The organism is Halohasta litchfieldiae (genome assembly GCF_002788215.1).
In the GTDB taxonomy this organism is placed as follows: Archaea; Halobacteriota; Halobacteria; order Halobacteriales; family Haloferacaceae; genus Halohasta; species Halohasta litchfieldiae.
The window spans coordinates 3,055,217-3,074,103 of record NZ_CP024845.1 but is presented as its reverse complement, the minus strand read 5'-3'; the positions used below and the strand labels follow the sequence as shown (position 1 = coordinate 3,074,103).

At 60.1% G+C, this 18,887-nt stretch carries 20 protein-coding genes; 10 read left to right on the top strand and 10 right to left on the bottom strand.

The window, feature by feature from the left end; genetic code table 11:
* Positions 1-73: 73 nt before the first annotated feature.
* Positions 74-3,595 carry an LAGLIDADG family homing endonuclease gene (locus tag HALTADL_RS15575; RefSeq protein WP_089671400.1) on the top strand — a complete coding sequence of 1,174 codons (3,522 nt, stop codon included), beginning with the start codon at positions 74-76 and terminating at the stop codon, positions 3,593-3,595.
* Positions 3,596-3,713: 118 nt separating this feature from the next.
* Here the strand turns inward: HALTADL_RS15575 and HALTADL_RS15570 are convergent, their stop codons facing one another.
* The 4 genes from HALTADL_RS15570 to HALTADL_RS15560 all read right to left on the bottom strand — a co-directional run bounded on the left by HALTADL_RS15570 (position 3,714) and on the right by HALTADL_RS15560 (position 6,618).
* Positions 3,714-4,034: a DUF7853 family protein gene (locus tag HALTADL_RS15570; RefSeq protein WP_089671401.1), complete on the bottom strand. Its 321-nt coding sequence runs from the start codon at positions 4,032-4,034 to the stop codon at positions 3,714-3,716.
* A 92-nt stretch (positions 4,035-4,126) separates the two neighbouring features.
* Positions 4,127-4,270: a UPF0175 family protein gene (locus tag HALTADL_RS17060; protein WP_109561567.1), complete on the bottom strand. Its 144-nt coding sequence runs from the start codon at positions 4,268-4,270 to the stop codon at positions 4,127-4,129.
* A gap of 295 nt (positions 4,271-4,565) precedes the next feature.
* Entirely contained in the window at positions 4,566-6,338 is a 1,773-nt protein-coding gene (locus tag HALTADL_RS15565; protein WP_089671402.1) for a helicase C-terminal domain-containing protein, read from the bottom strand.
* 58 nt (positions 6,339-6,396) lie between these two features.
* Positions 6,397-6,618, bottom strand: a complete 222-nt coding sequence (locus HALTADL_RS15560; protein ID WP_089671403.1) for a DUF7561 family protein — start codon at positions 6,616-6,618, stop codon at positions 6,397-6,399.
* A gap of 141 nt (positions 6,619-6,759) precedes the next feature.
* Here HALTADL_RS15560 and HALTADL_RS15555 point away from each other — a divergent pair, with 141 nt between their 5' ends.
* A complete protein-coding gene (locus tag HALTADL_RS15555; RefSeq protein WP_177171907.1) occupies positions 6,760-8,088 on the top strand; it encodes a hemolysin family protein in 1,329 nt (442 codons plus the stop codon).
* 119 nt (positions 8,089-8,207) lie between these two features.
* Here HALTADL_RS15555 and HALTADL_RS15550 read toward each other — a convergent pair whose 3' ends face one another.
* Genes HALTADL_RS15550 through HALTADL_RS15540 form a run of 3 tightly spaced genes read right to left on the bottom strand, consistent with a single transcriptional unit; the run spans position 8,208 to position 10,148 of the window.
* Positions 8,208-9,404, bottom strand: coding sequence for an inorganic phosphate transporter (locus tag HALTADL_RS15550; RefSeq protein ID WP_089671405.1), 1,197 nt, complete (start codon positions 9,402-9,404; stop codon positions 8,208-8,210).
* A gap of 27 nt (positions 9,405-9,431) precedes the next feature.
* Complete coding sequence (locus HALTADL_RS17900) at positions 9,432-9,575, bottom strand: DUF7859 family protein (RefSeq protein WP_177171904.1); 144 nt, start codon at positions 9,573-9,575, stop codon at positions 9,432-9,434.
* A gap of 60 nt (positions 9,576-9,635) precedes the next feature.
* A complete protein-coding gene (locus tag HALTADL_RS15540; RefSeq protein ID WP_089671407.1) occupies positions 9,636-10,148 on the bottom strand; it encodes a metallophosphoesterase in 513 nt (170 codons plus the stop codon).
* A gap of 133 nt (positions 10,149-10,281) precedes the next feature.
* Here HALTADL_RS15540 and HALTADL_RS15535 point away from each other — a divergent pair, with 133 nt between their 5' ends.
* On the top strand, positions 10,282-11,226 hold the full coding sequence (locus tag HALTADL_RS15535) for a cation diffusion facilitator family transporter (protein ID WP_089671408.1): 945 nt from the start codon (positions 10,282-10,284) through the stop codon (positions 11,224-11,226).
* 23 nt (positions 11,227-11,249) lie between these two features.
* Here the strand turns inward: HALTADL_RS15535 and HALTADL_RS15530 are convergent, their stop codons facing one another.
* Positions 11,250-12,239, bottom strand: coding sequence for a replication factor C small subunit (locus tag HALTADL_RS15530; protein ID WP_089671409.1), 990 nt, complete (start codon positions 12,237-12,239; stop codon positions 11,250-11,252).
* A 94-nt stretch (positions 12,240-12,333) separates the two neighbouring features.
* Here HALTADL_RS15530 and samp2 point away from each other — a divergent pair, with 94 nt between their 5' ends.
* The 5 genes from samp2 (at position 12,334) to HALTADL_RS15505 (ending at position 14,602) form a co-directional block, all read left to right on the top strand.
* On the top strand, positions 12,334-12,534 hold the full coding sequence (gene samp2, locus HALTADL_RS15525) for a ubiquitin-like small modifier protein SAMP2 (protein ID WP_089671410.1): 201 nt from the start codon (positions 12,334-12,336) through the stop codon (positions 12,532-12,534).
* Between the two features lie 60 nt (positions 12,535-12,594).
* Positions 12,595-13,095, top strand: a complete 501-nt coding sequence (locus HALTADL_RS15520; RefSeq protein ID WP_089671411.1) for a peroxiredoxin family protein — start codon at positions 12,595-12,597, stop codon at positions 13,093-13,095.
* Positions 13,092-13,520, top strand: a complete 429-nt coding sequence (locus tag HALTADL_RS15515; protein WP_245708377.1) for a GNAT family N-acetyltransferase — start codon at positions 13,092-13,094, stop codon at positions 13,518-13,520. Before HALTADL_RS15520 ends, HALTADL_RS15515 begins: the two co-directional genes overlap by 4 nt.
* A 42-nt stretch (positions 13,521-13,562) precedes the next feature.
* A complete protein-coding gene (locus HALTADL_RS15510) occupies positions 13,563-14,339 on the top strand; it encodes a 23S rRNA (uridine(2552)-2'-O)-methyltransferase (protein ID WP_089671412.1) in 777 nt (258 codons plus the stop codon).
* A 65-nt stretch (positions 14,340-14,404) separates the two neighbouring features.
* On the top strand, positions 14,405-14,602 hold the full coding sequence (locus tag HALTADL_RS15505) for a heavy-metal-associated domain-containing protein (protein ID WP_089671413.1): 198 nt from the start codon (positions 14,405-14,407) through the stop codon (positions 14,600-14,602).
* Positions 14,603-14,604: 2 nt separating this feature from the next.
* On the opposite strand, the gene HALTADL_RS15500 is transcribed toward HALTADL_RS15505, so the two are convergent.
* Complete coding sequence (locus HALTADL_RS15500) at positions 14,605-15,384, bottom strand: TrmB family transcriptional regulator (RefSeq protein WP_089671414.1); 780 nt, start codon at positions 15,382-15,384, stop codon at positions 14,605-14,607.
* Positions 15,385-15,751: 367 nt separating this feature from the next.
* Between HALTADL_RS15500 and HALTADL_RS15495 the strand changes: the two genes are divergently transcribed.
* Together HALTADL_RS15495 and HALTADL_RS15490 are read left to right on the top strand one after the other, a co-directional pair.
* On the top strand, positions 15,752-16,543 hold the full coding sequence (locus tag HALTADL_RS15495) for a TrmB family transcriptional regulator (RefSeq protein ID WP_089671415.1): 792 nt from the start codon (positions 15,752-15,754) through the stop codon (positions 16,541-16,543).
* 259 nt (positions 16,544-16,802) lie between these two features.
* On the top strand, positions 16,803-17,648 hold the full coding sequence (locus tag HALTADL_RS15490; RefSeq protein WP_162551742.1) for a SprT-like domain-containing protein: 846 nt from the start codon (positions 16,803-16,805) through the stop codon (positions 17,646-17,648).
* Positions 17,649-17,666: 18 nt separating this feature from the next.
* On the opposite strand, the gene HALTADL_RS15485 is transcribed toward HALTADL_RS15490, so the two are convergent.
* A complete protein-coding gene (locus tag HALTADL_RS15485) occupies positions 17,667-18,887 on the bottom strand; it encodes an outer membrane protein assembly factor BamB family protein (RefSeq protein WP_089671417.1) in 1,221 nt (406 codons plus the stop codon).

Below are 18,887 nucleotides of genomic sequence, written 5' to 3'. Positions count from 1 at the left end.
TTTCGGGGACTCCTTGGCTGTCGCGGTTCGATGATCCTGAAGTTCATAGGTGAGGACGACCTACGGCTCTGCAATGGCTCAGGCAGGGAATCAGGAACTCACTGATCGGTTTATTCAGTTCTACCGTAACTACTACCGCGACGACATCGGGACGCTCGCCCAGAAGTATCCCAACGAACAGCGTTCGCTGTACGTCGACTACGACGACCTCTACCAGTTCGACCGCGATCTCGCCGACGACTATCTCTCCCAACCCGACCAGATCCAGGAGTACGCCGAGGAGGCCCTCCGACTCTACGATCTGCCCGCCGACGTCAAACTCGGCAACGCCCACGTCCGACTACAGAACCTTCCAGACTCCGTGGACATCCGCGGCATCCGGGTCCACGACAACCACATCGGCAAACTCGTCTCCGTACAGGGAATCATCCGCAAAGCCACCGATGTCCGACCCAAAATAACGGATTCGGCGTTCGAATGCCAGCGCTGTGGGACGATGAACTACATTCCACAGGAGGACGGCGACTTCCAGGAACCCCACGACTGTCAGGGCTGCGAGCGCGAAGGCCCATTCAAGATCAACTTCGACCAGTCGGAGTTCGTCGACGCCCAGAAACTCCGCATTCAGGAGAGTCCCGAAGGACTCCGCGGGGGCGAAACCCCACAGAGCATCGATATCAATATCGAAGACGACGTGACCGGGAAAGTCACCGCGGGCGACCACGTCACCGTTGTCGGCGTCCTCCACATCGAGCAGATGGACGGCAACGACGGCAAATCCTCGCTGTTCGACCTCTATATGGACGGCGTCTCGGTCACCATCGAGGACGAGGTGTTCGAGGATATGGACATCACGCAGGAGGACAAAACCGAGATCATCGAACTCTCGAACTCACCGGATATCTACGAGAAGATGGTCGCCTCGGTCGCACCGTCGATCTACGGCTACGACGAAGAGAAACTAGCGATGATTTTGCAGTTGTTTTCGGGTGTGACGAAAAACCTCCCCGATGGCTCTCGGATTCGTGGCGATCTTCATATGCTGCTTATTGGTGACCCTGGTACTGGTAAGTGCGTTTCCGGGGAGACGCGGGTTACGCTCGCTGACGGCTCGGAAACGGAAATCGAGGAGCTTGTCGAATCGAATTTGGACGATCCAAAACCGGTCGACGACGGTGTGTGGGACGAAGTCGACATTACGATCCCGACACTCCAGCAGGACGGGACACTCGGGACTGGCCACGCAACGAAAGTCTGGAAACGTGAGGCCCCCGAGCAATTGTACCGGATCACGACTCAGACGGGGTCATCAGTAACGGTTACTCCATCACATCCGCTGTTCGTCCAGCAGAACGCCCAGTTCACACCAATCCGTGCTGAAGACCTTTCTGTCGGTGATTTTATTGGAGTTCCACAGACGATTCCAAGCGACGGTTCCGATGGACTCGAAGCTACGTATCGAGCATCCCAGTCATACAACGCAGTCGAATTATCATTGCCGGACAGATGGACCCCCGAGTTAGCCCGCTTGCTCGGATACATTGTCGCAGAGGGATACGTTGAGCAGCGCGAGGATAATACTGGCTTCGTCTCGATTACAAATAATGACGAGAAAGTCTTAGCCGATGCTACACAGACGCTTTCGGATCTTGGATTGAACACTACGATTCGAGAACCACACGATGGAAAGGATGCCGAGGAACTCATGTGCTCGTCAGGGGAGTTCGTAAGCTTCCTTGAGCACTGTGACAGCAAACTGCTCACTGGCTCGGACACACAGCGAGTACCACCCGCAATTCAGAGCGCGTCAGTCGAAATCAAAGCCGCATTCCTCAAAGCGTATATCGAGGGCGAAGGACACGTTTCAGCGACGCAACGAGAGATTTCAGTTGCCTCGATGAGTCGTGAGCTGTTGGCAAACGTCCGAAGCCTGCTGCTCTCGCTCGGTATCTCTTCGCAGCTTGCAGAACGACAGAACGGCAGTTACCGACTCCGAATCAGTGGAGACCAATTCAAACGGTACGTCGACGAGGTCGGATTTGTTACGGAACGGAAAACACAGGCTACACTGAAACACGGTAGTACAGCAAGCAATACAAACCGCGATGTAGTGCCGAATATCGGGGCCGAGCTCAAACGAATTCGGGAGGCGCTTGAGCTCCCACAGGCTTCGTGCAACCTTCCACGAAGCACGTATCAGCATTATGAGCGAAACCGACGAAATCCAAGCCGTGACGCGCTCTCACGCGTCGTATCTGCATTCGAAGATGCGATGACAGACACAACCGCTGAACAGACAGTCATTGCTTCTGACGGTGGTGTCGACAGCCTCACGCGAGATGTTGACGCGCTCCGACAGTTGGCTGATGGCGACGTTGGATGGGAGAAAATCGAGACGATTGAGACAGTCACCCCCGACGACGACTGGGTCTACGATCTGGAAGTCGAGGGAACTCACAACTACCTCACGAACAACGTCATCTCCCACAACTCCCAAATGCTATCATATATCGAGAATATTGCCCCGAGATCGGTGTACACCTCCGGGAAGGGCAGCAGTTCGGCCGGGCTTACTGCGGCAGCTGTAAGAGATGACTTCGGCGACGGCCAGCAGTGGACCCTCGAAGCCGGTGCGCTCGTGTTGGCCGACCAAGGGATCGCAGCGGTTGACGAGCTAGATAAAATGCGACCGGAAGACCGGTCGGCTATGCATGAAGCTCTTGAGCAGCAACAGATCAGTATCTCGAAAGCAGGGATCAACGCCACGCTCAAATCTCGGTGTTCACTGCTCGGCGCGGCGAATCCGAAGTACGGCCGGTTCGACCAGTACGAACCAATCGGCGAGCAGATCGATCTCGAACCCGCACTCGTCTCGCGGTTCGATCTCATCTTTACGGTTACTGACAAGCCCGACCCCGAACACGACGGCATGCTGGCCGACCACATCCTCAAGACAAACTACGCGGGTGAGTTGAACACGCAACGCGCCAACGTGCCGACCTCGGAGTTCACCCAGGAGCAGGTCGACGAGGTAACCGAACAGGTCGCCCCCGAGATCGACGCCGAACTCCTTCGGAAGTATATCGCCCACGCCAAACGCTCCTGTTTCCCGACGATGACCGACGAGGCCAAAGCCGCAATTCGGGAGTTCTACGTCGACCTGCGCTCGAAAGGGGCCGATGAGGACGCGCCGATTCCGGTCACGGCCCGAAAGCTGGAGGCACTCGTCAGGCTGGCGGAGGCCAGCGCACGGGTACGGCTCTCGGATACCGTCGACGAGGAGGACGCGACCCGATCCGTTGATATCGTTCGCTCCTGTCTGAAGGATATCGGTGTCGACCCCGAGACTGGCCAGTTCGATGCCGACGTGGTCGAGACGGGGACCTCGAAAACCCAACGGGACCGGATCAAGAACATCAAGCAGCTGATCGCCGAGATCGAAGACGAGTTCGAGGAGGGCGCACCGGTCGACGAAGTGCTTGAACGGGCTAGCGAGATCGGCATGGAGGCCACCAAAGCCGAAAAAGAAATCGAGAACCTCCGCCGGAAAGGCGAACTGTACGAACCGACCCAAGGTCACCTTCGGACGACATAGCTCGCAGGCTTCTTTTCAGTATCAAAAAGCCCCACCACGGAGCTGTCGACCCCAGTGGTTGGTCCCCTGAGGTCGTCAGGTCGTCGGGGTCGGTCGACACTGGCTATCCCGTGCCAGCTTAGGTCGAACACATATCGAGGGTATACTCGACGTGGTCGACGACTGCGGCAAGCGACTCACGATCACGAGCTGGGGCTGTGTCGTCATCCAGCCGCTGTTGACAGAGGTCAGCGAGCAGCGAGAGCTGATCTCGGGTCAGCCGCCCGTCCGTTTCAAGCCGTGACAGGAGCCGCGAGCCGACACGCAGCCGGTCGATACTGGTGTCGGAGTCGGGCGCTGATTCGGCGCGAAGCCAGCCTTCGACAGTCGCGTGGGCTGCCCACGCATCCGCACGTGGGAGCTCCAGACTGTCACACAGGCGTTTGATATGTGTTGACATGGATCACCCCTCCATTTGTGAGTACGTATCATGGGGTACTAATAGTTTCCTTGTTAGTATCAAATTGCGAGAATTAGCTTCTGCAGCCAGTCTCAGTTGTGGGCCGGGATGCCGTACTGGGCGAGTGTCCGGGCGAAGGTGTCGTCGGTCTGGCCAGCGCGGGTTGCCGCCTGCTTGAACGTGAGGGTTCCACAGCGGTACAGTGTCAATGCGGTCATGAGGCCGTTCGTTGCCATACTCTGTATACAGACACCAAGTATCTAAACCTTCTGTGAGTCTTAGTGCCACACCACTTGTAAGAATTAGCTATAACTGTGAAAAACAAAAGTAAATTTGGATTTTAGGTTGTTGATTGTCAATCTGTGTCTGGGCGGTACTGGTAGCGTCTCAGAGAGTCATAACCTCTAATATGTTCGAGGTTCGACCCGCTGTATGGACCGACAGCAGATCATGGCGATTTTCTTTACAGTCCTGATGATTGGCTCGATGCTCGCCTACGGCGCGGTGCTCATTTAAGCCGACTGCACCGTCTCACCCGTCGCCCCAGACGTCCGACAGCGGATGGTTCTTCCGACGGTCGGCGTCGGACTCAGTTCGTGTCTGTCCAGTAGTCTGTTTTCCTGAACGACTGGGCGATGCTGTCGCATTGATTCCAGCGAGCGCCGCCTGTGGATCGAACTCTGGGAGGGTCGGCTTCGAGAGTCGGTCGACCTGCTGTTTGAACCACGGCGGGGTGTCGCTCTCGGCGCGCTCAAAAAGGTCAAGCAGACTCGAATCCGCGAGATAGGTCGCGCCGTAATCATCCGGCGCGCGCACGACCCGCCCGCAGGCCTGAATCACCGTCCGGAGGGCGGTCCGGTGATACCACGCCCACTGGCCGTCTTCGAGCCGCTGGGCGACCCGTGAGTCGTTCGTATTTAAATACGGAGCTTTACACAGTACCTGCCAGCGTGCCAGATCGCCTTTTAAGTCGAGGGCCTCCTCCATTTTGACGGCGATGAACAGTTCCGGATCGTTGCTGGCCTTCCAGGCGTCGAGTTCGGCATCTCTGTTCTCCGTGTCATGGACCCGCACGCGCTGGCCGACGCCGAACTCGGTGAGCGTTTCGGCCAACTGCTCGGCAATCGCATACGAGTGGGCGTGAATGATCCCTTTCTCGTCGGGATGGTGGGCCATCAGCCGAACGATGAGGCGGGCGATTTTGGGGATCGTGTCGTCGCGGTGTTCGTAGGTCATTTTCCCCTGTGTCACGTCGTACAAGGGCCTGTTTTCGATTGGGAACGTGTGCTCTACGTCCACCAGCGCGACGCGGTCAGGATCGAGACCGACCTGTCGACAGAAGGCGTCCTTGTTGAGTATGGTTGCCGACAGCAGCGCGAACTTCTCGCCGCGGTCCCAGACCGTGTGATGCAGATAGCGGGCGGGATCGAGCGGTTTGATTGTAATCGCGGTGCCCGCTCCGCCGGGCTGGTCGACGACCCACGTCGTCGGGCTGTCTGGACTCCGGTAGTCCTCCATGAACCAGTCGAGTTCCGAGACCAGTTCGCCGAGTCGGTCCCGACGGGCGACCTCGTCGGGCGTTAGCTCCGGTTCGTTTGTCAGTTGGTCTTTGGCGGCCGAACAGACGTTCGAGAGTCGCTCGGCGAACCCAATCGCCACCTCGACCTGATCGTGGCCTCCGTTGATGTCGGGAATGTCGACATCGTCCCAGACTGGGACACGGTGGGGCGAGAGCTCGATTGTCGCGTACATTTCGGCCCACTCGGCGAGCCCGTGGGCCTCGTCGATGACGACCACGTCGCGCATCCCGAACACGTCGGAGCCGGCGGTCTGCATAAAATAGGCCAGCGTCATCGCGGCCATCGGCTGGCCGGAGGCGATAGCTCGGTCCGAATAGTAGGGACAGCGATGTTTGACAGTACAGTCAAACCCCTTCTCCCGGGCGCAGGGGGCCTGATTGACCGGCGTGTCGTGTTCGCCGGGGAGAATACAGTTGTAGTTGCTTTTGCCGCGGATGACTTCGAGGTCGTCCAGCAGGTCGTCGGCGTCGACGTCATCGAGTTGGGAGACCTGCGGGGTCGTGTAGTAGGCCCCCGTTACTTCGGCGGGTTTGGCGGTCTGGAGATCCCGCGCACAGCCCATGATCGAGCGGGCAAGGAGGGATTTGCCGCTGCCGGTGGGTGCGCGGATCAGCACCACGTCGTTGTCGGATTCAAATGCCTCGCGGATCTCAGTGAGTGCCTCCTGTTGGGTCGCACGGAAGCTGGGGGCGGGGAACTCCGCCAAAATACGCGAGGGCTTCACGGCAGGTGGTGGGGCGGCCTCGGTCAAAAACGTACGGATGGCTGTGTGATACGTTTGCTCACTCCTCGGTGTCGGTCGACAGTGCGGCCACGTCGTCGGCTCCCGGATCGTGGTCGTCGGGAAGCTTGTCGACGCAGTCCATACAGAGGAAATGCTCGCTGCCGTCGGCGAGTTCGAGGATCATCCCGCCGGTTGGCGTGAAGTCGAAACTCCAAAAATCACCGATCCCTCCGGCGATTTTTACCTTCGTCTCACAGCCATCACAGCGCCGTTTTGCCATTAGCGAGCCTATGAGTTGGGCCGTCTTTATGTCTCCGCTTGCTCGGAGACGACTACCCCAACGCGCCGGGAGGACAACGCTTAATTTCCGGGCCGAGCAACGATTCAGCACATGGGTTTATCGCTTGCAGATGCTTCTGTTATGCTCTCGGCGTTGCAGCTACCGGCTTTCGACACATCGACGCTCACGATTTTAGGCGTGGTGGGCATCGTCATCCTGATCGGTCTCTCGGCGTTTTTTTCGTCGTCGGAGATCGCTTTCTTCTCGCTGCCCCAACACCGGGTCGACTCGATGGTCGACGAGGGGATCAAAAACTCAAAGCTGGTCGAGGGGCTCAAAAATGACCCCCACCGATTGCTGGTAACGATTCTGGTCGGCAACAACATCGCCAACATCGCGATGTCCTCGATAGCAACCACACTGTTTGGCTTCTATCTCACACAAGGTCAGGCTGTCTTTGCGGCCACCTTCGGAATTACGGCCGTCGTGCTGCTGTTCGGCGAGAGCGCGCCGAAATCCTACGCGGTCGAAAACACCGAATCGTGGGCCCTGCGGATCGCCAAGCCACTGAAGTTCTCCGAATATCTCCTCTTTCCACTGATATTCGTCTTTGACCATCTGACACGAGTGATCAACAAGCTGCTTGGCAGTTCCTCGCAGATCGAATCACCCTACGTCACCCGCGATGAGATTCAGGACATCATCGAAACCGGTGAGCGTGAGGGCGTCATCGAGGAGGAGGAACGCGAGATGCTCGAACGCATTTTCACGTTCAACTCGACGATTGCCAAGGAGGTGATGACGCCCCGACTCGACGTGACTGCGGTCTCCCGTGAGTCGACCGTCGAGGAGGCGATTCAGGTCTGTATCAGCAACGATCACGTTCGGGTGCCCGTCTACGACGGCAACCTCGACAACATCATCGGCATCGTCAACATCCGAGATCTGGTCCGAGAACACCAGTACAGCGAGGGTGGCAGTAACCTCGGCGATGTCGTCCAGCCGACGCTCCACGTCCCCGAGTCGAAGAACGCCGACGACCTGCTGGCCGAAATGCAGGAAAACCGCCTCCAGATGGTGATCGTCCTCGACGAGTTCGGGACGACTGAAGGGATCATCACCCTCGAAGATATGGTCGAGGAGATCGTCGGCGATATTCTCGAAGGCGACGAAGAAGAGCCATTCGAGCGACTCGACGACCAGACGACGCTGGTCCGCGGCGAGGTCAACATCCACGAGGTCAACGATGCGCTGGATATCGAACTGCCGGAGGGCGAGGAGTTCGAAACCCTCGCTGGCTTCGTGTTTAATCGAGCCGGTCGACTCGTCGAGGAGGGCGAGACCTTCGAGTACGACGGCGTCGAGATCGAGATCGAAGAGGTCGACAACACCCGAATCCTGAAAGCACGGATCACCGTTACTGCGGAGTATCCTAAAACAGAGGTCGACGAGGAGCCGGAACTAACGTGAGTGACTCCGGTCGACTGACGTGAACTCCGACAGAACGTAGTGACGGATTATCTAGCGTAGGGACGGACTAACTGGCGTCTGTTTTCGGTATCATACTGCTCGATTATTGGTTGATGCGATCACCGAACGAGTGTAATCAGCGTGAAGATCCCGTAGGCCAACACGAACGACAACACGAGCGAGCCGACCCATGCGAGCACGGTGTAGATCATTTTCCGTCGACTCACCCCGGCGTTCCCCGCGGCGTAGCCGCTGCCAACAATGGCGCTGACGATGATCTCGTTAAACGAGACCGGAATCCCGAACGCGACCGCCGTCTGGGCGATAGCGAACGAGGGGATGAGCGCCGCGATTGAGCGCCGGGGGCCGAGCGCGGAGTAGTCTTGGGCCAGTGCTTTGATCATTCGCGGCGCGCCGGTCCACGAGCCAAGCAGGAGTCCGAACCCACCGCCGGTAAGAACAGCCCACAGTGGGATCTCGATACCGCTACCCAGCAACGGCACCAGCGGGCCAATCGCCAGCCCGACCTGACTGCCGCCGGCCGAGAACGCCACGAGCCCACCGAGCACGAGCAGGAACCGCCGCTGGCCGGCCGTCCGGTCCCGGTTGAGCGCGAACCAAAGCACCGCAACTGACAGCGCCGCCACGGCGAGTGCGGCGACTATCTGGCCGCCGTCGACGCCAGCCACCGTGGGAAGCGGCAACCCTGCACCGAGCGTCCCGGCAATCGAACCGGAGCCATCTGGTGGGCCGAGGAATGCGAAGCCGACGTTAGCGATGATAAAGCCGATAACGCCACCCAACAGCGCGATCAGATAATCCTCGTCGAACCGGTCGCCCCGGAGGAGGCGAGCGATGCCGTAGGCGATGCCGCCGCCAACAAACGGCGTCAGCACCCACAGCGTCATGATCTCGGCATACTTCGCCCACGCGGGCGCGCCGCCCATCGCCAATCCGACGCCGACGATAGCGCCAGTGACCGTAAAGGCGGTCGCAATCGGGTAGCCAGCGAAGACGCCGATAGCGACCAACACGGCGGCGGTGATGAGCCCGACAATCGCCGCGGTCGCGGTGAGTGGCTCACCGATGATGAGTTCGCTGCCGACTGCTTCGGTGACGTTCGCGCCCTGAAAGACGGCTCCAAAGAAGCCGAGGACGCCGACGATCAGCCCGGCCCGCATGACGGAGATCGCGTTGGCACCGACCGCGGGGGCGAACGGCGTAGAGCCCGAGGAGCCGGCCCCGATGGCCCACGCCATAAACAGGCTGGCGGCGGCCGCAACGCCGAACGTGAGTAGTGTGCCAGTTGCTACCATTGTGTGTGCTCCAGAACAGTAGCCATCTTACTCCCGCCGTTGGCCGTCTTCGTACCCTTCACGGAGCCCGAGCACGGTGCGACGCATTAACAGATAGCCGAAGAAGACGAACGCTACCAAGAGGACGATAAGCCCGATAACCACGGGATCGTCGAAGAACGAAACAACCATAGATTGGGTATTATCGGCCTGTTGAAAGGCGTTTCGACGTGTCGACGCCAGCATCCGAACTCACCGCGGCTGGATCTCGAACTGTTTGAACACCTCGCCATCCGGTGTCACGAGTCGACCCTGCAGTCCACCCGCAACCGGCTCCAGTTCGGCATGCGCCGGGCGATTGCCCCGCGGCTGGGCGTGGCTCCCCGGATTGATAAGGGGGAGCTCGCCGGACAACTCAGCTGTCGGGCGGTGGCTGTGGCCGAAGATGACCGCATCGGCTTCGCGTTCCTTGCCGAACAGTGTCAGGGCCGTGTTCCCCCCGCGAACCGTGTGGGTTACGGCGAACCGGACGCCCTCATACTCGATAGTTCGGGCTTTGGGGAGCCGCGAGCGGATCGCTTCGTCATCGTTGTTGCCGTAGACGCCTCGGAACGTCGACGATTCGTCCTCGAAGGCATCGAGGACGGGGTCGATCATGAAGTCGCCAGCGTGGACGACGAGGTCGGCCGTGCGAACCGCTTTGAGCGTGCGCCCGCGGAGACGGTGGCCATCGGTGCTGTGAGTATCGGAGACGATTGTAAGCATATCCAACCATTATGGGTCTGACTACTGAAAACTATTGTTCCGGGACGGACCGGTCGACAGTGGGACGAACCCACTCGGTCGACGCCGAGAGGGTGACGGAACCATTAAACGGCAGACACGTCAGCCATGACATATGGCAGGCAGTAAATCAGTCGTCCTCGCCGCGCTCGTCGCCAACGGAGCGATTGCGATCCTCAAGTTTTTCGCCTTCGTGCTCACCGGCAGCCCCTCCATGTTGTCGGAGGTTTACCATTCGATCTCGGACACCGGCAATCAGGTGTTCCTCTTGGTTGGGATTCGGTACAGCGACCGCGCGGCCGACCAGAGCCACCCCTTCGGCTACGGCAAGGCACAGTTCTTCTACAGCTTTTTGGTGTCGGTGCTGCTGTTCGGCATCGCGGGCTGGGAGTCGGTCAAACACGGTTACGAAGCGATCCTCAATCCCCACACCGTGACCGTCGACCCGATAACCCTCCTCGGAATCGGTCCGTTCCCGGCGTGGTACGTCAGCGTCGTTGTCCTGCTCGGAGCCATCGGCTTCGAGTTATACGCTTTCGCCAAAGCCAACGCCGAACTCCAGCGACAGATCACGAACTACGGCTGGTCCGGCATCCCGGAAGCATTTAAAAAGACCAGTGACGTGACGACGCTGACGGCCTACACCGAAGACACCATCGCGCTGCTCGGAGCCGCCCTCGCACTGGTCGGAATCGTCCTCACCCAACTCACGGGTAACCCGATCTACGACGCGGTAACCGCGCTCCTGATCGGTCTCATGCTGATGGGATTTGCCGTCGCGCTCGCGTGGGAGAACAAACGACTCCTGCTCGGTGAGAGTCTCCATCCCGATGTCGAATCCGATCTCAGGGACGTTATCGCGGCCCACGAAGGCGTTACGCACGTCGACGGGTTCCGAACGATGTTCGTCGGCCCCGCCGAGGCACTCGTCACTGCCGAGGTGAGCTTCGACAAATCGCTGATCACCGGTGACATCGACGAAGATATCACCCAGATCGAGACGGAACTCAAAGCAACCGACGACCGCGTGAAAATCGTCTATCTTGAACCCGAACTCTGAGGAACCCTCCTACTCGGTTCGGCCTACTGTTCGTTCATCGCTAGCGACGCCAGCAGTGCCTCAAGCTGGACCTGCTCGTTCGCACCCTCGGTAATCCGGTAATCCGTCTCGCCGATTCGCTCCATCAGTCGCACCGCATCACGCTCCGAGAGATCAAAGTCCCACACTGACCGGTGAAGTTGGTCGATAATATCGCCGCCAGCCATCCCGGTGTCGGTGAGCAGCGTGTCGAGTGTGGCACGGGATTTCGAGAAGTCGCCGGCGATTGCGTCGGTCACCATCGACTCGATTTCTTCGGGGCGCGCCGTCGACGTAATGAGATAGACCGCTTCCTCGTCGACGACCTCGCCGGTGGTTGCGGCGGCCTGCAGGGAGTTGATCGCCCGGCGCATATCGCCGCCCGCGGCGTAGACCAGCGCCTCACGGCCATCGTCAGTGACTTCGATTCCCTCGGCGGCAGCGATCTCGTCGACCTGTGCGGCGACTGCTTCGTCCGAAAGCGGCGAGTAGCGGAAGACGGCACACCGCGACTGGATCGGGTCGATGATCTTCGAGGAGTAGTTACAGGAGAGAATAAACCGGGTGTTGTCGGAGAACTGCTCCATCGTGCGGCGGAGCGCTGACTGTGCATCGGATGTAAGCGAGTCAGCCTCATCAAGAAAGATAATACGGTAGTCGTGACCGCCAAACGACGAGCGGGCGAAGTTCTTGATGCGGTCTCGAACCACGTCGATTCCGCGCTGATCGGAGGCGTTGAGTTCGAGGAAATTCCCCCGCCAGTCGTCGCCGTAGACCTCGCGGGCGATGGCGGTCGCGGCGGTCGTTTTGCCGATTCCAGCACGGCCCGAGAACAGCAGATGCGGCAGATCCCGCTGGTCGATGTAGCTCTGGAGCCGCTCGACGATGTCGTCTTGGCCCTTGATGTCGTCGAGCGTCTGGGGGCGGTATTTCTCGATCCAGATCTCCCGTCCCGGCTCCGGCTCGCTGTCGCTTTCGGCGTCGACGTCGCTCATACCGAAGCAAGCAGTCGATGGCTCATAAACGCCCCGAGACCAGTCGACGGCCGGACCCGACTGCTTTTATTAATTGATCGCCCTACCCTCTCGTATGAACGTTACCGTCGACGTCGTCGGCGAAGGCTCCCGCGAGGTGACCGTCGACGAGTCGGCTACCTACGCCGATCTGGTCAGGGAGGTCGACCGAAGTCCACAGGAGGTTTCGGTGCTCGTCGATGGCTCACCGGTTCCGGAAGACCAGCCCGTCGGGGTCGACCATGTGCAGGTGTTACGACTCATAAAGGGTGGATAGCCACCGGCGAGCAGGTCGGCAAACTGAGTATTTTTGTCAGTCGGCGACAGAAGGCTCGGTATGTACTCGAAGCCGACCGATCTCTCGATTGAACTGCCGAACGGCGGGGCCGGGCCGGACCCGCTTCGGCTCGACAGGTTGGATGCGGAGTTCGTCGTGCTGCTGTTCCAGCGGGATTATCTTTGTGGCAACTGTCGGAACCAAGTCCAGGATATCGCCGCCCGCTACGATGAGTTTCGCGAGCGAAACACCGTCGTCGTCTCGGTCCTGCCGGAGTCCAAAGAGCGGGCCGCCGAGTGGGCGACCAACTACGACCTCCCGTTCCCGGTCGTCGCCGATCCCGACACCGCCGTCGCCGACCGGTTCGGCCAACCGGTCCGGTTCGGGTTTCTCGGCTCGCTCCACAATCTCCTGGGCCGGATGCCGCTGGCGGTCATCATCGACCTCCGGGGTGACGAGCCACGGCTGGTCTACTCCTATGTCGGCAACTCCCCGTCCGACCGGCCCACAATCGAGGGACTCATTCTGGAACTCAACCACAAGCGCAAATCCAGCGCGTGACCTCGATCCGCCACGCCGCCCCCGAGGATCTGGTCGACGTCATGCGACTGTTCGATGGCGCGCTCCTCGACACCGACGCCGACCGGATTAGGGATCAACTAACCGGCGATAGGGGCTGTATACTGCTCGCAGAGGCGGCTGGTCGACCGGTCGGCGCAATCGCGCTTATACGTGCAGCGGAGGCAGTTGAAGATGTGCTGTGGCCCGACTCGAGTTATATATCAGCGATTGCAGTCAGCACGACACGTCGGGGTCAGGGCATCGGTCGGTCGCTGATCGAGGCGGCCGCCGAGTGGGCTGGCCCACAACCGCTGTCGGCGACGTTCGACGAGCGCGTCCGACCCTTTTATATGGCGTGTGGGTTCGCAATCGAGGAGCGTGAGGGTCGACTGTGGGGAATTCGACGGGTTGCGGGAGTCGACTAAATCGGCAGGGTTAGGCGGCCGGATCACTGAGGAGTATCCAATATGGGAAGCGGCAAAGACAAATACTACAACCGAGCCAAACAGCAGGGGTATCGCTCGCGGTCGGCGTTCAAACTCAAACAGCTCGACCAGCAGGTCGGCCTGTTCGGCCCCGGCAACACCGTCGTCGACCTTGGGGCAGCCCCCGGCGGCTGGCTCCAAGTCGCCGCCGAAGAGGTCGGCGACGATGGCACCGTGATCGGCGTCGACTTCCAGCGCATTCGGGATCTGGAGGACCACGACACCGTCGAGACGATCAAAGGCGACATGACCGACGACCGGACCAAAGACCGACTCCGCAAACTGGTCGGCGAGGATGGCGCGGACGTTGTCATCTCGGATATGGCCCCGAACATGACCGGCGAGTACTCGCTGGATCACGCCCGGTCGGTCCATCTCGGCCGGCAGGCCTTCGAGGTCGCCTGCGAACATCTCGGCACTGGCGGCGATTTCGTGGTGAAGGTGTTCCAAGGCCAGGATCTCGACGATTTACAGGACGAAATCGCCGAGGAGTTCCAGTACGTCCAGCGGAGCAGCCCGGATGCCTCCCGCGATAGCTCCTCGGAAATCTATCTCATCGGCAAACACCGTCTGACTGCTCCCCTCGGCGTCGACGACGAGTTCGAAGTCGAGATCGTCGACGTCGGCGAGGAAGGCGACGGGATCGCTAAAGTCGAGGATTTCACCGTCTTCGTTTCCGGGGCCGAAACCGGCGAGACGCTCGACATTCGGATCACGGACGTCAAACCGCAGTTCGCGTTCGCCGAGCGCGTCGACTGAGTCCGGTCGTCGCGCGTCCGTTTCTGACCGTCAGATCAATACTGCTTGCGGGCCTGTGGGTATCTATGAGTACGACATTCTCAGTCACTGGAATGAGCTGTACTGGTTGTGAATCAAACGTCGAGGCTGCGGTCTCGGAGTTACAGGGTATTCAGGGCGTTGAGGCCGACCACGAGGCGGGAACGGTCACAGTCGACGGCGATGTCGACGAAGGAACCGTCACCTCGGCTATCGAAGACAGCGGCTACGAGGTCGTGGCGTAGGGTTACTGACTCCCGTCGGTCGCTCCGGCGGTAACCCCACAGATCGATTTGAGGATGACGACGAGTTTGTTCGTTTCTCCAGCCCCCCAGATCGCCGTCTCGGCATCCGGGGTTGGGTTGCCGACCTGCACGCTCAGCAGCGTTCGACTCCCGTCGACCAACAGGAACCGACTGACCATCGGAATGGCTTGGGCGGCGGGTTCGAGTCGTTCGACCGCGGGGATCTCGGCCTGGAGGCGGTCCATCGCCTCGGCCGAGAGCCCACCGATGCTGACCGAGATGCCGCGGTCGACGGCCGCCGAGAGTCCATCGATGAGCCGCTCCGAGAGGAACCCATCGTCGGCGACGTAGACGATCTCCGAGTCGGCCTCGGTGAGAAACGTCAGCAGTCGGTCGACGATGGTTTCTTGGCCGCTGACTGTCCAGATACCCCGTTGTTCGGACCCATTGTCGACCGCTTCGAGCTGATCGAGCGCCGTCGTCAACTTCGTGAGGCGCTGTTGGAGATCTTGGTCGAGCTTTCGGCGCGTGGTCTCGGCCGAGATCGCAATGAATCGCTGTGGGCTGGACTGCTGGATGTCGACCAGCCCCCGGTCACGCAACTCCTCGACGGCGTCGTAGACGCGGGTTCGCGGAACCTCTGCAACCTGACTGACCTCCTTGGCGGTTCCGGAGCCGAGACTGGAGAGCGCGACAAACGTTCGGGCCGCATAGGTGCTGAGTCTGAACGCTTCGAGCTGTTCGATGGCTGTCGAGTGCTGATCTGTGCGGTGAGTAGTCATGCGAGGAGCTGACAGCGGTTGGCTACCGTCGACCACGACTGCGTGAGACGGCAGACGGTAGCGATTGTGCCAATCGTGATTGTCTCCTCCTCCTTAGACTCTGTAGGTATATTGCTTTTGTGATTAACTGAGTGAATGCTTTTAGAAAAGCAGTATTCGCTCCGTAGAAATATCAGCGTTGAATTCGCAGTATGTGACAGTAGCCGTCACAACAAATTTTCACTATTTGCGTGAAAAGTCTTTGAATGTCTGTTTGTCCAGATATCACCATTCAATTGGGAATTGATTTCACGAATCGAGTGACAATACCTATGAGTGTGGGACACCGAGTGTACTGCATGACCGGGTTCTCCGGAGAGATAGATTTATGTCCACATTAGAAAACGTAACCGAGGCTGTCGAAGTCCTCCAGCAGATCGGGCTCAAGGAGTACGAAGCCCGCTGTTTCGTCGGCCTCTCACGGCTGTCTACGGGCACCGCAAAGCAACTCAGCGAGATGACCGACGTGCCGCGAACCCGCGTCTACGATGCGGTTCGCATCTTAGAGGCCCAAGGGTTGGTCAAAATCCAGCATTCGAGTCCCCAGAAGTTCCGGGCCGTCTCGATGTCGGAGGCGACCGAAACGCTTCGCGGTCAGTACGAAAGTCGCGTCGACCGACTCCAGGCTGCGTTGGACGATGTGGAGATGGTCGAAGACCACGATGAATCGTCGATCCAGCAGGTGTGGGCACTGACCGGTTCGACGGCCATCGAAAGCCGGACGAACAAACTGCTCGACAAAGCCACCAACGAGATCGTGTTGGTCGTCGGCGACGAGTCGCTGTTGACCGACCGGCTGGTCGACAATCTCACCGAAATGAACCGGAGCGTCGACCTGCTGATCGGCGCGCCGACCGAACTGATTCGAACTGCGATCCAAGAGTCGATCCCCGAGGCAACCACGTTCGTTTCGGGGTTAGGGTGGCTCCGAGAGGAGGAACAAGATACCGGTGAGACGGCTATCGGTCGGCTGCTGTTGGTCGACCGCTCGAAGATCCTCGTGAGTACGATCCTTCCGTCGACCAACGAGGAACACGCGATCTACGGCGAGGGGTTCGGCAACGGCCTGGTCGTGATCGCGCGTCGACTGATGTCACAGGGCGAGTTCACAGGAGAATAAATAGGAAGGGGGGAGGGCCGAAACGTGGGGGAACAGGTAGGAAGGCGTAGCACGTTCGGGGAGGAAGGGGGGTGAAATGTCCCAGACTACGAATCTACCTAGTTTTATCAAGTCCTTCCAACCACATTAAGCGAAGACATTTTCACGGCTGTTCGATTTTTGATGAACTGGGTAACAGTCTTGTGTGAACACTGGTCATACAATTACGATCAGGAGCCACCCGTGAACATATATACGAGAGCTCACCAACCGCCAACCAGTGCGAATCACAGACAGTCGGGCAGTCGATACGGTCGGGACGCTGGGGGACAACCACGAGCTCTCCCGTCGGGCCCGTGGGTACGGCGAGGCCGTGGTTTGCGGCGAGGAGTGGCCGCTCGACGGCGTCGACCTCAGCAAAATCACGTGGTCGACCTCGACGCGCGCGAAGCGTCGACACGGGCGGTGTTCCTACGACGGCGATGGCCGCGCGACAATCACACTGACCGAACACACCTACGACCGAGCGGGGTTCGCGGCCTGCAAGATGACGATCCGCCACGAACTCGTCCACGCCTGGCAGTACCAACATCGTGGCGAGCGGGCAGTCGTCGGCGAGATGGGGATCGAACTCCGGGCTGACGGTGCGACTGCGACCCCCGATGGGGGCCACAGCGACCACGCCGACACCGGGCCCGCGACCGGTGGCCGGAACACGGCCGTCGACGCCGGGTTCACCATCGAGACGGGTCACGGCGACTCCTTTCGGGCGTGGGTCGACCCCCTCGAACTGCCGGGGCGGTGTTCGACCTACTACGAGCGTCGACAGTCGGATTTCAACTACGTGTATGGCTGTCCGAACTGCGAGCAATGGTGGGGCAAACACCGACTCTGTAAGAGTGTCCGGCAGGCCGCCCACGGTGGCGAGGGGTCGACGGGCTACCGCTACTGTACGGACTGCGAGGTACTCCTCCATCTGCAGGTTGGTGAGTGGTATCTCGGCCACGCAGACCACGACGACGAGTGTATCAAGACCTTCGTCGACGGCGAGTTCGAGGCGGCCGCAGACAGTGGGTTACCACTCGTTCACGCACACGACATCAACCCAACAGAGCGACCGGAGTAGTTGCGGAAAAACAGTCCCTTATCCGAGATGCAACGCGTACGAGCCGCGTTTCTCGCCCTCGTCGTGGTAGACGATTGGCTCTTCGACCATCGCCACTGCGCCGCCGTCGACCGCCGCCGCAGTCGAAATCCCGTCGACTGTCGTCGCCTCTTTTGGCCCGCCTGCGAGATTGAACTCCCGCAGAGCATGCGTCGACGAATCGCGCGTTCGGAAATTCTGGGCACAGGGGATGACGATTCGATCCCCGTCGACCGCCGTGCCGTGGACGAACCCTCCGAGGTCGGCGTCCCATAACTCAGCACCGTCGGCGTCGACCCCCACGATTCGGTGTTCGTTCGGGTGTCGACCCTCGGTTTCGCGGCCCTCCTCCGGGTAGGTATTCCCAGTTAGGAAGGCCACGCGGCCATCGTGGGCGTGGACGTGGTTCGGGTAGGCATACAGCGTTTCGTCTTCTATTTCGGTCGGGACCGCGAGGTCGACGCGCCACTGCTGTCGACCGCCCGGTCCGAGCAGATAGCCCCGTTTGTCGCCGTGGCTCGTGACCGCCAGCGAGTCGCCGTCGTAGGATACGTCGCCGACCCGGCGGTCGCCTTCGGTGCCGGGGTCCCACATCCACGCCGGTTGGCCACTGGCTGTGTCGAGGACGACGAGGCCATGGTTGTGGTCGCCCATACATCGGTTGTAGCCGACCGCGAGGCGGTCGCCCGCGGCATTGGGGGCGAGGGCGATTGGTGAAGCGTCGACCGAGTACTGCCAGTCGACGGTGCCCTCTGAACCGAAGGCGTACACCGCGCTGTGCCAGCGTCGGTCCTTGCCGTCGCGTTCGTAGCGTCGGGCCGCCGCAAACAGTCGGTCCTCACCCACCGCGAGGTCGACCACGTAGGGCTGTTCGAACACGCGGTCCGACGTCGGTGCGCCGATGTCGTCGGCGGTGGCATACGACCACTGTTGGTCGCCTGTTTTGGCGTCGTAGGCTGCGATGGTCCCCGTCTCGCCGCGACCAGCCGCGATGATTTGGTCGTCGGATTCGAGCAGGGAGGCGGGGCTGTCGACGTGGTCGACCGTCCACACAGTGTCGAGGGATTCGCGGTCGACCGCGGTGATCGTGCCGTCCCACTGGCCGACGACAGCCAGCGAGTCGGTGAGCGCGAGGCTCGACCGGGTCCACATATGGCGGCTTCGGGCCGGTTCGATTGCACCGAGGTCGACCGTTCGGAGCGCGTCGGTTGCGTCGGCCAT

Coding starts and splice junctions, on each gene's coding strand:
- HALTADL_RS15510 (WP_089671412.1), top strand. CDS start 13,563: ATGGGAAGCGGCAAAGACAAATACTACAACCGAGCCAAACAGCAGGGG.
- HALTADL_RS15500 (WP_089671414.1), bottom strand. CDS start 15,384: ATGACTACTCACCGCACAGATCAGCACTCGACAGCCATCGAACAGCTC.
- HALTADL_RS15560 (WP_089671403.1), bottom strand. CDS start 6,618: ATGGCAAAACGGCGCTGTGATGGCTGTGAGACGAAGGTAAAAATCGCC.
- HALTADL_RS15520 (WP_089671411.1), top strand. CDS start 12,595: ATGTACTCGAAGCCGACCGATCTCTCGATTGAACTGCCGAACGGCGGG.
- HALTADL_RS15505 (WP_089671413.1), top strand. CDS start 14,405: ATGAGTACGACATTCTCAGTCACTGGAATGAGCTGTACTGGTTGTGAA.
- HALTADL_RS15530 (WP_089671409.1), bottom strand. CDS start 12,239: ATGAGCGACGTCGACGCCGAAAGCGACAGCGAGCCGGAGCCGGGACGG.
- samp2 (WP_089671410.1), top strand. CDS start 12,334: ATGAACGTTACCGTCGACGTCGTCGGCGAAGGCTCCCGCGAGGTGACC.
- HALTADL_RS17900 (WP_177171904.1), bottom strand. CDS start 9,575: ATGGTTGTTTCGTTCTTCGACGATCCCGTGGTTATCGGGCTTATCGTC.
- HALTADL_RS15535 (WP_089671408.1), top strand. CDS start 10,282: ATGGCAGGCAGTAAATCAGTCGTCCTCGCCGCGCTCGTCGCCAACGGA.
- HALTADL_RS15485 (WP_089671417.1), bottom strand. CDS start 18,887: ATGGCCGACGCAACCGACGCGCTCCGAACGGTCGACCTCGGTGCAATC.
- HALTADL_RS15555 (WP_177171907.1), top strand. CDS start 6,760: ATGCTCTCGGCGTTGCAGCTACCGGCTTTCGACACATCGACGCTCACG.
- HALTADL_RS17060 (WP_109561567.1), bottom strand. CDS start 4,270: ATGGCAACGAACGGCCTCATGACCGCATTGACACTGTACCGCTGTGGA.
- HALTADL_RS15550 (WP_089671405.1), bottom strand. CDS start 9,404: ATGGTAGCAACTGGCACACTACTCACGTTCGGCGTTGCGGCCGCCGCC.
- HALTADL_RS15575 (WP_089671400.1), top strand. CDS start 74: ATGGCTCAGGCAGGGAATCAGGAACTCACTGATCGGTTTATTCAGTTC.
- HALTADL_RS15495 (WP_089671415.1), top strand. CDS start 15,752: ATGTCCACATTAGAAAACGTAACCGAGGCTGTCGAAGTCCTCCAGCAG.
- HALTADL_RS15540 (WP_089671407.1), bottom strand. CDS start 10,148: ATGCTTACAATCGTCTCCGATACTCACAGCACCGATGGCCACCGTCTC.
- HALTADL_RS15570 (WP_089671401.1), bottom strand. CDS start 4,034: ATGTCAACACATATCAAACGCCTGTGTGACAGTCTGGAGCTCCCACGT.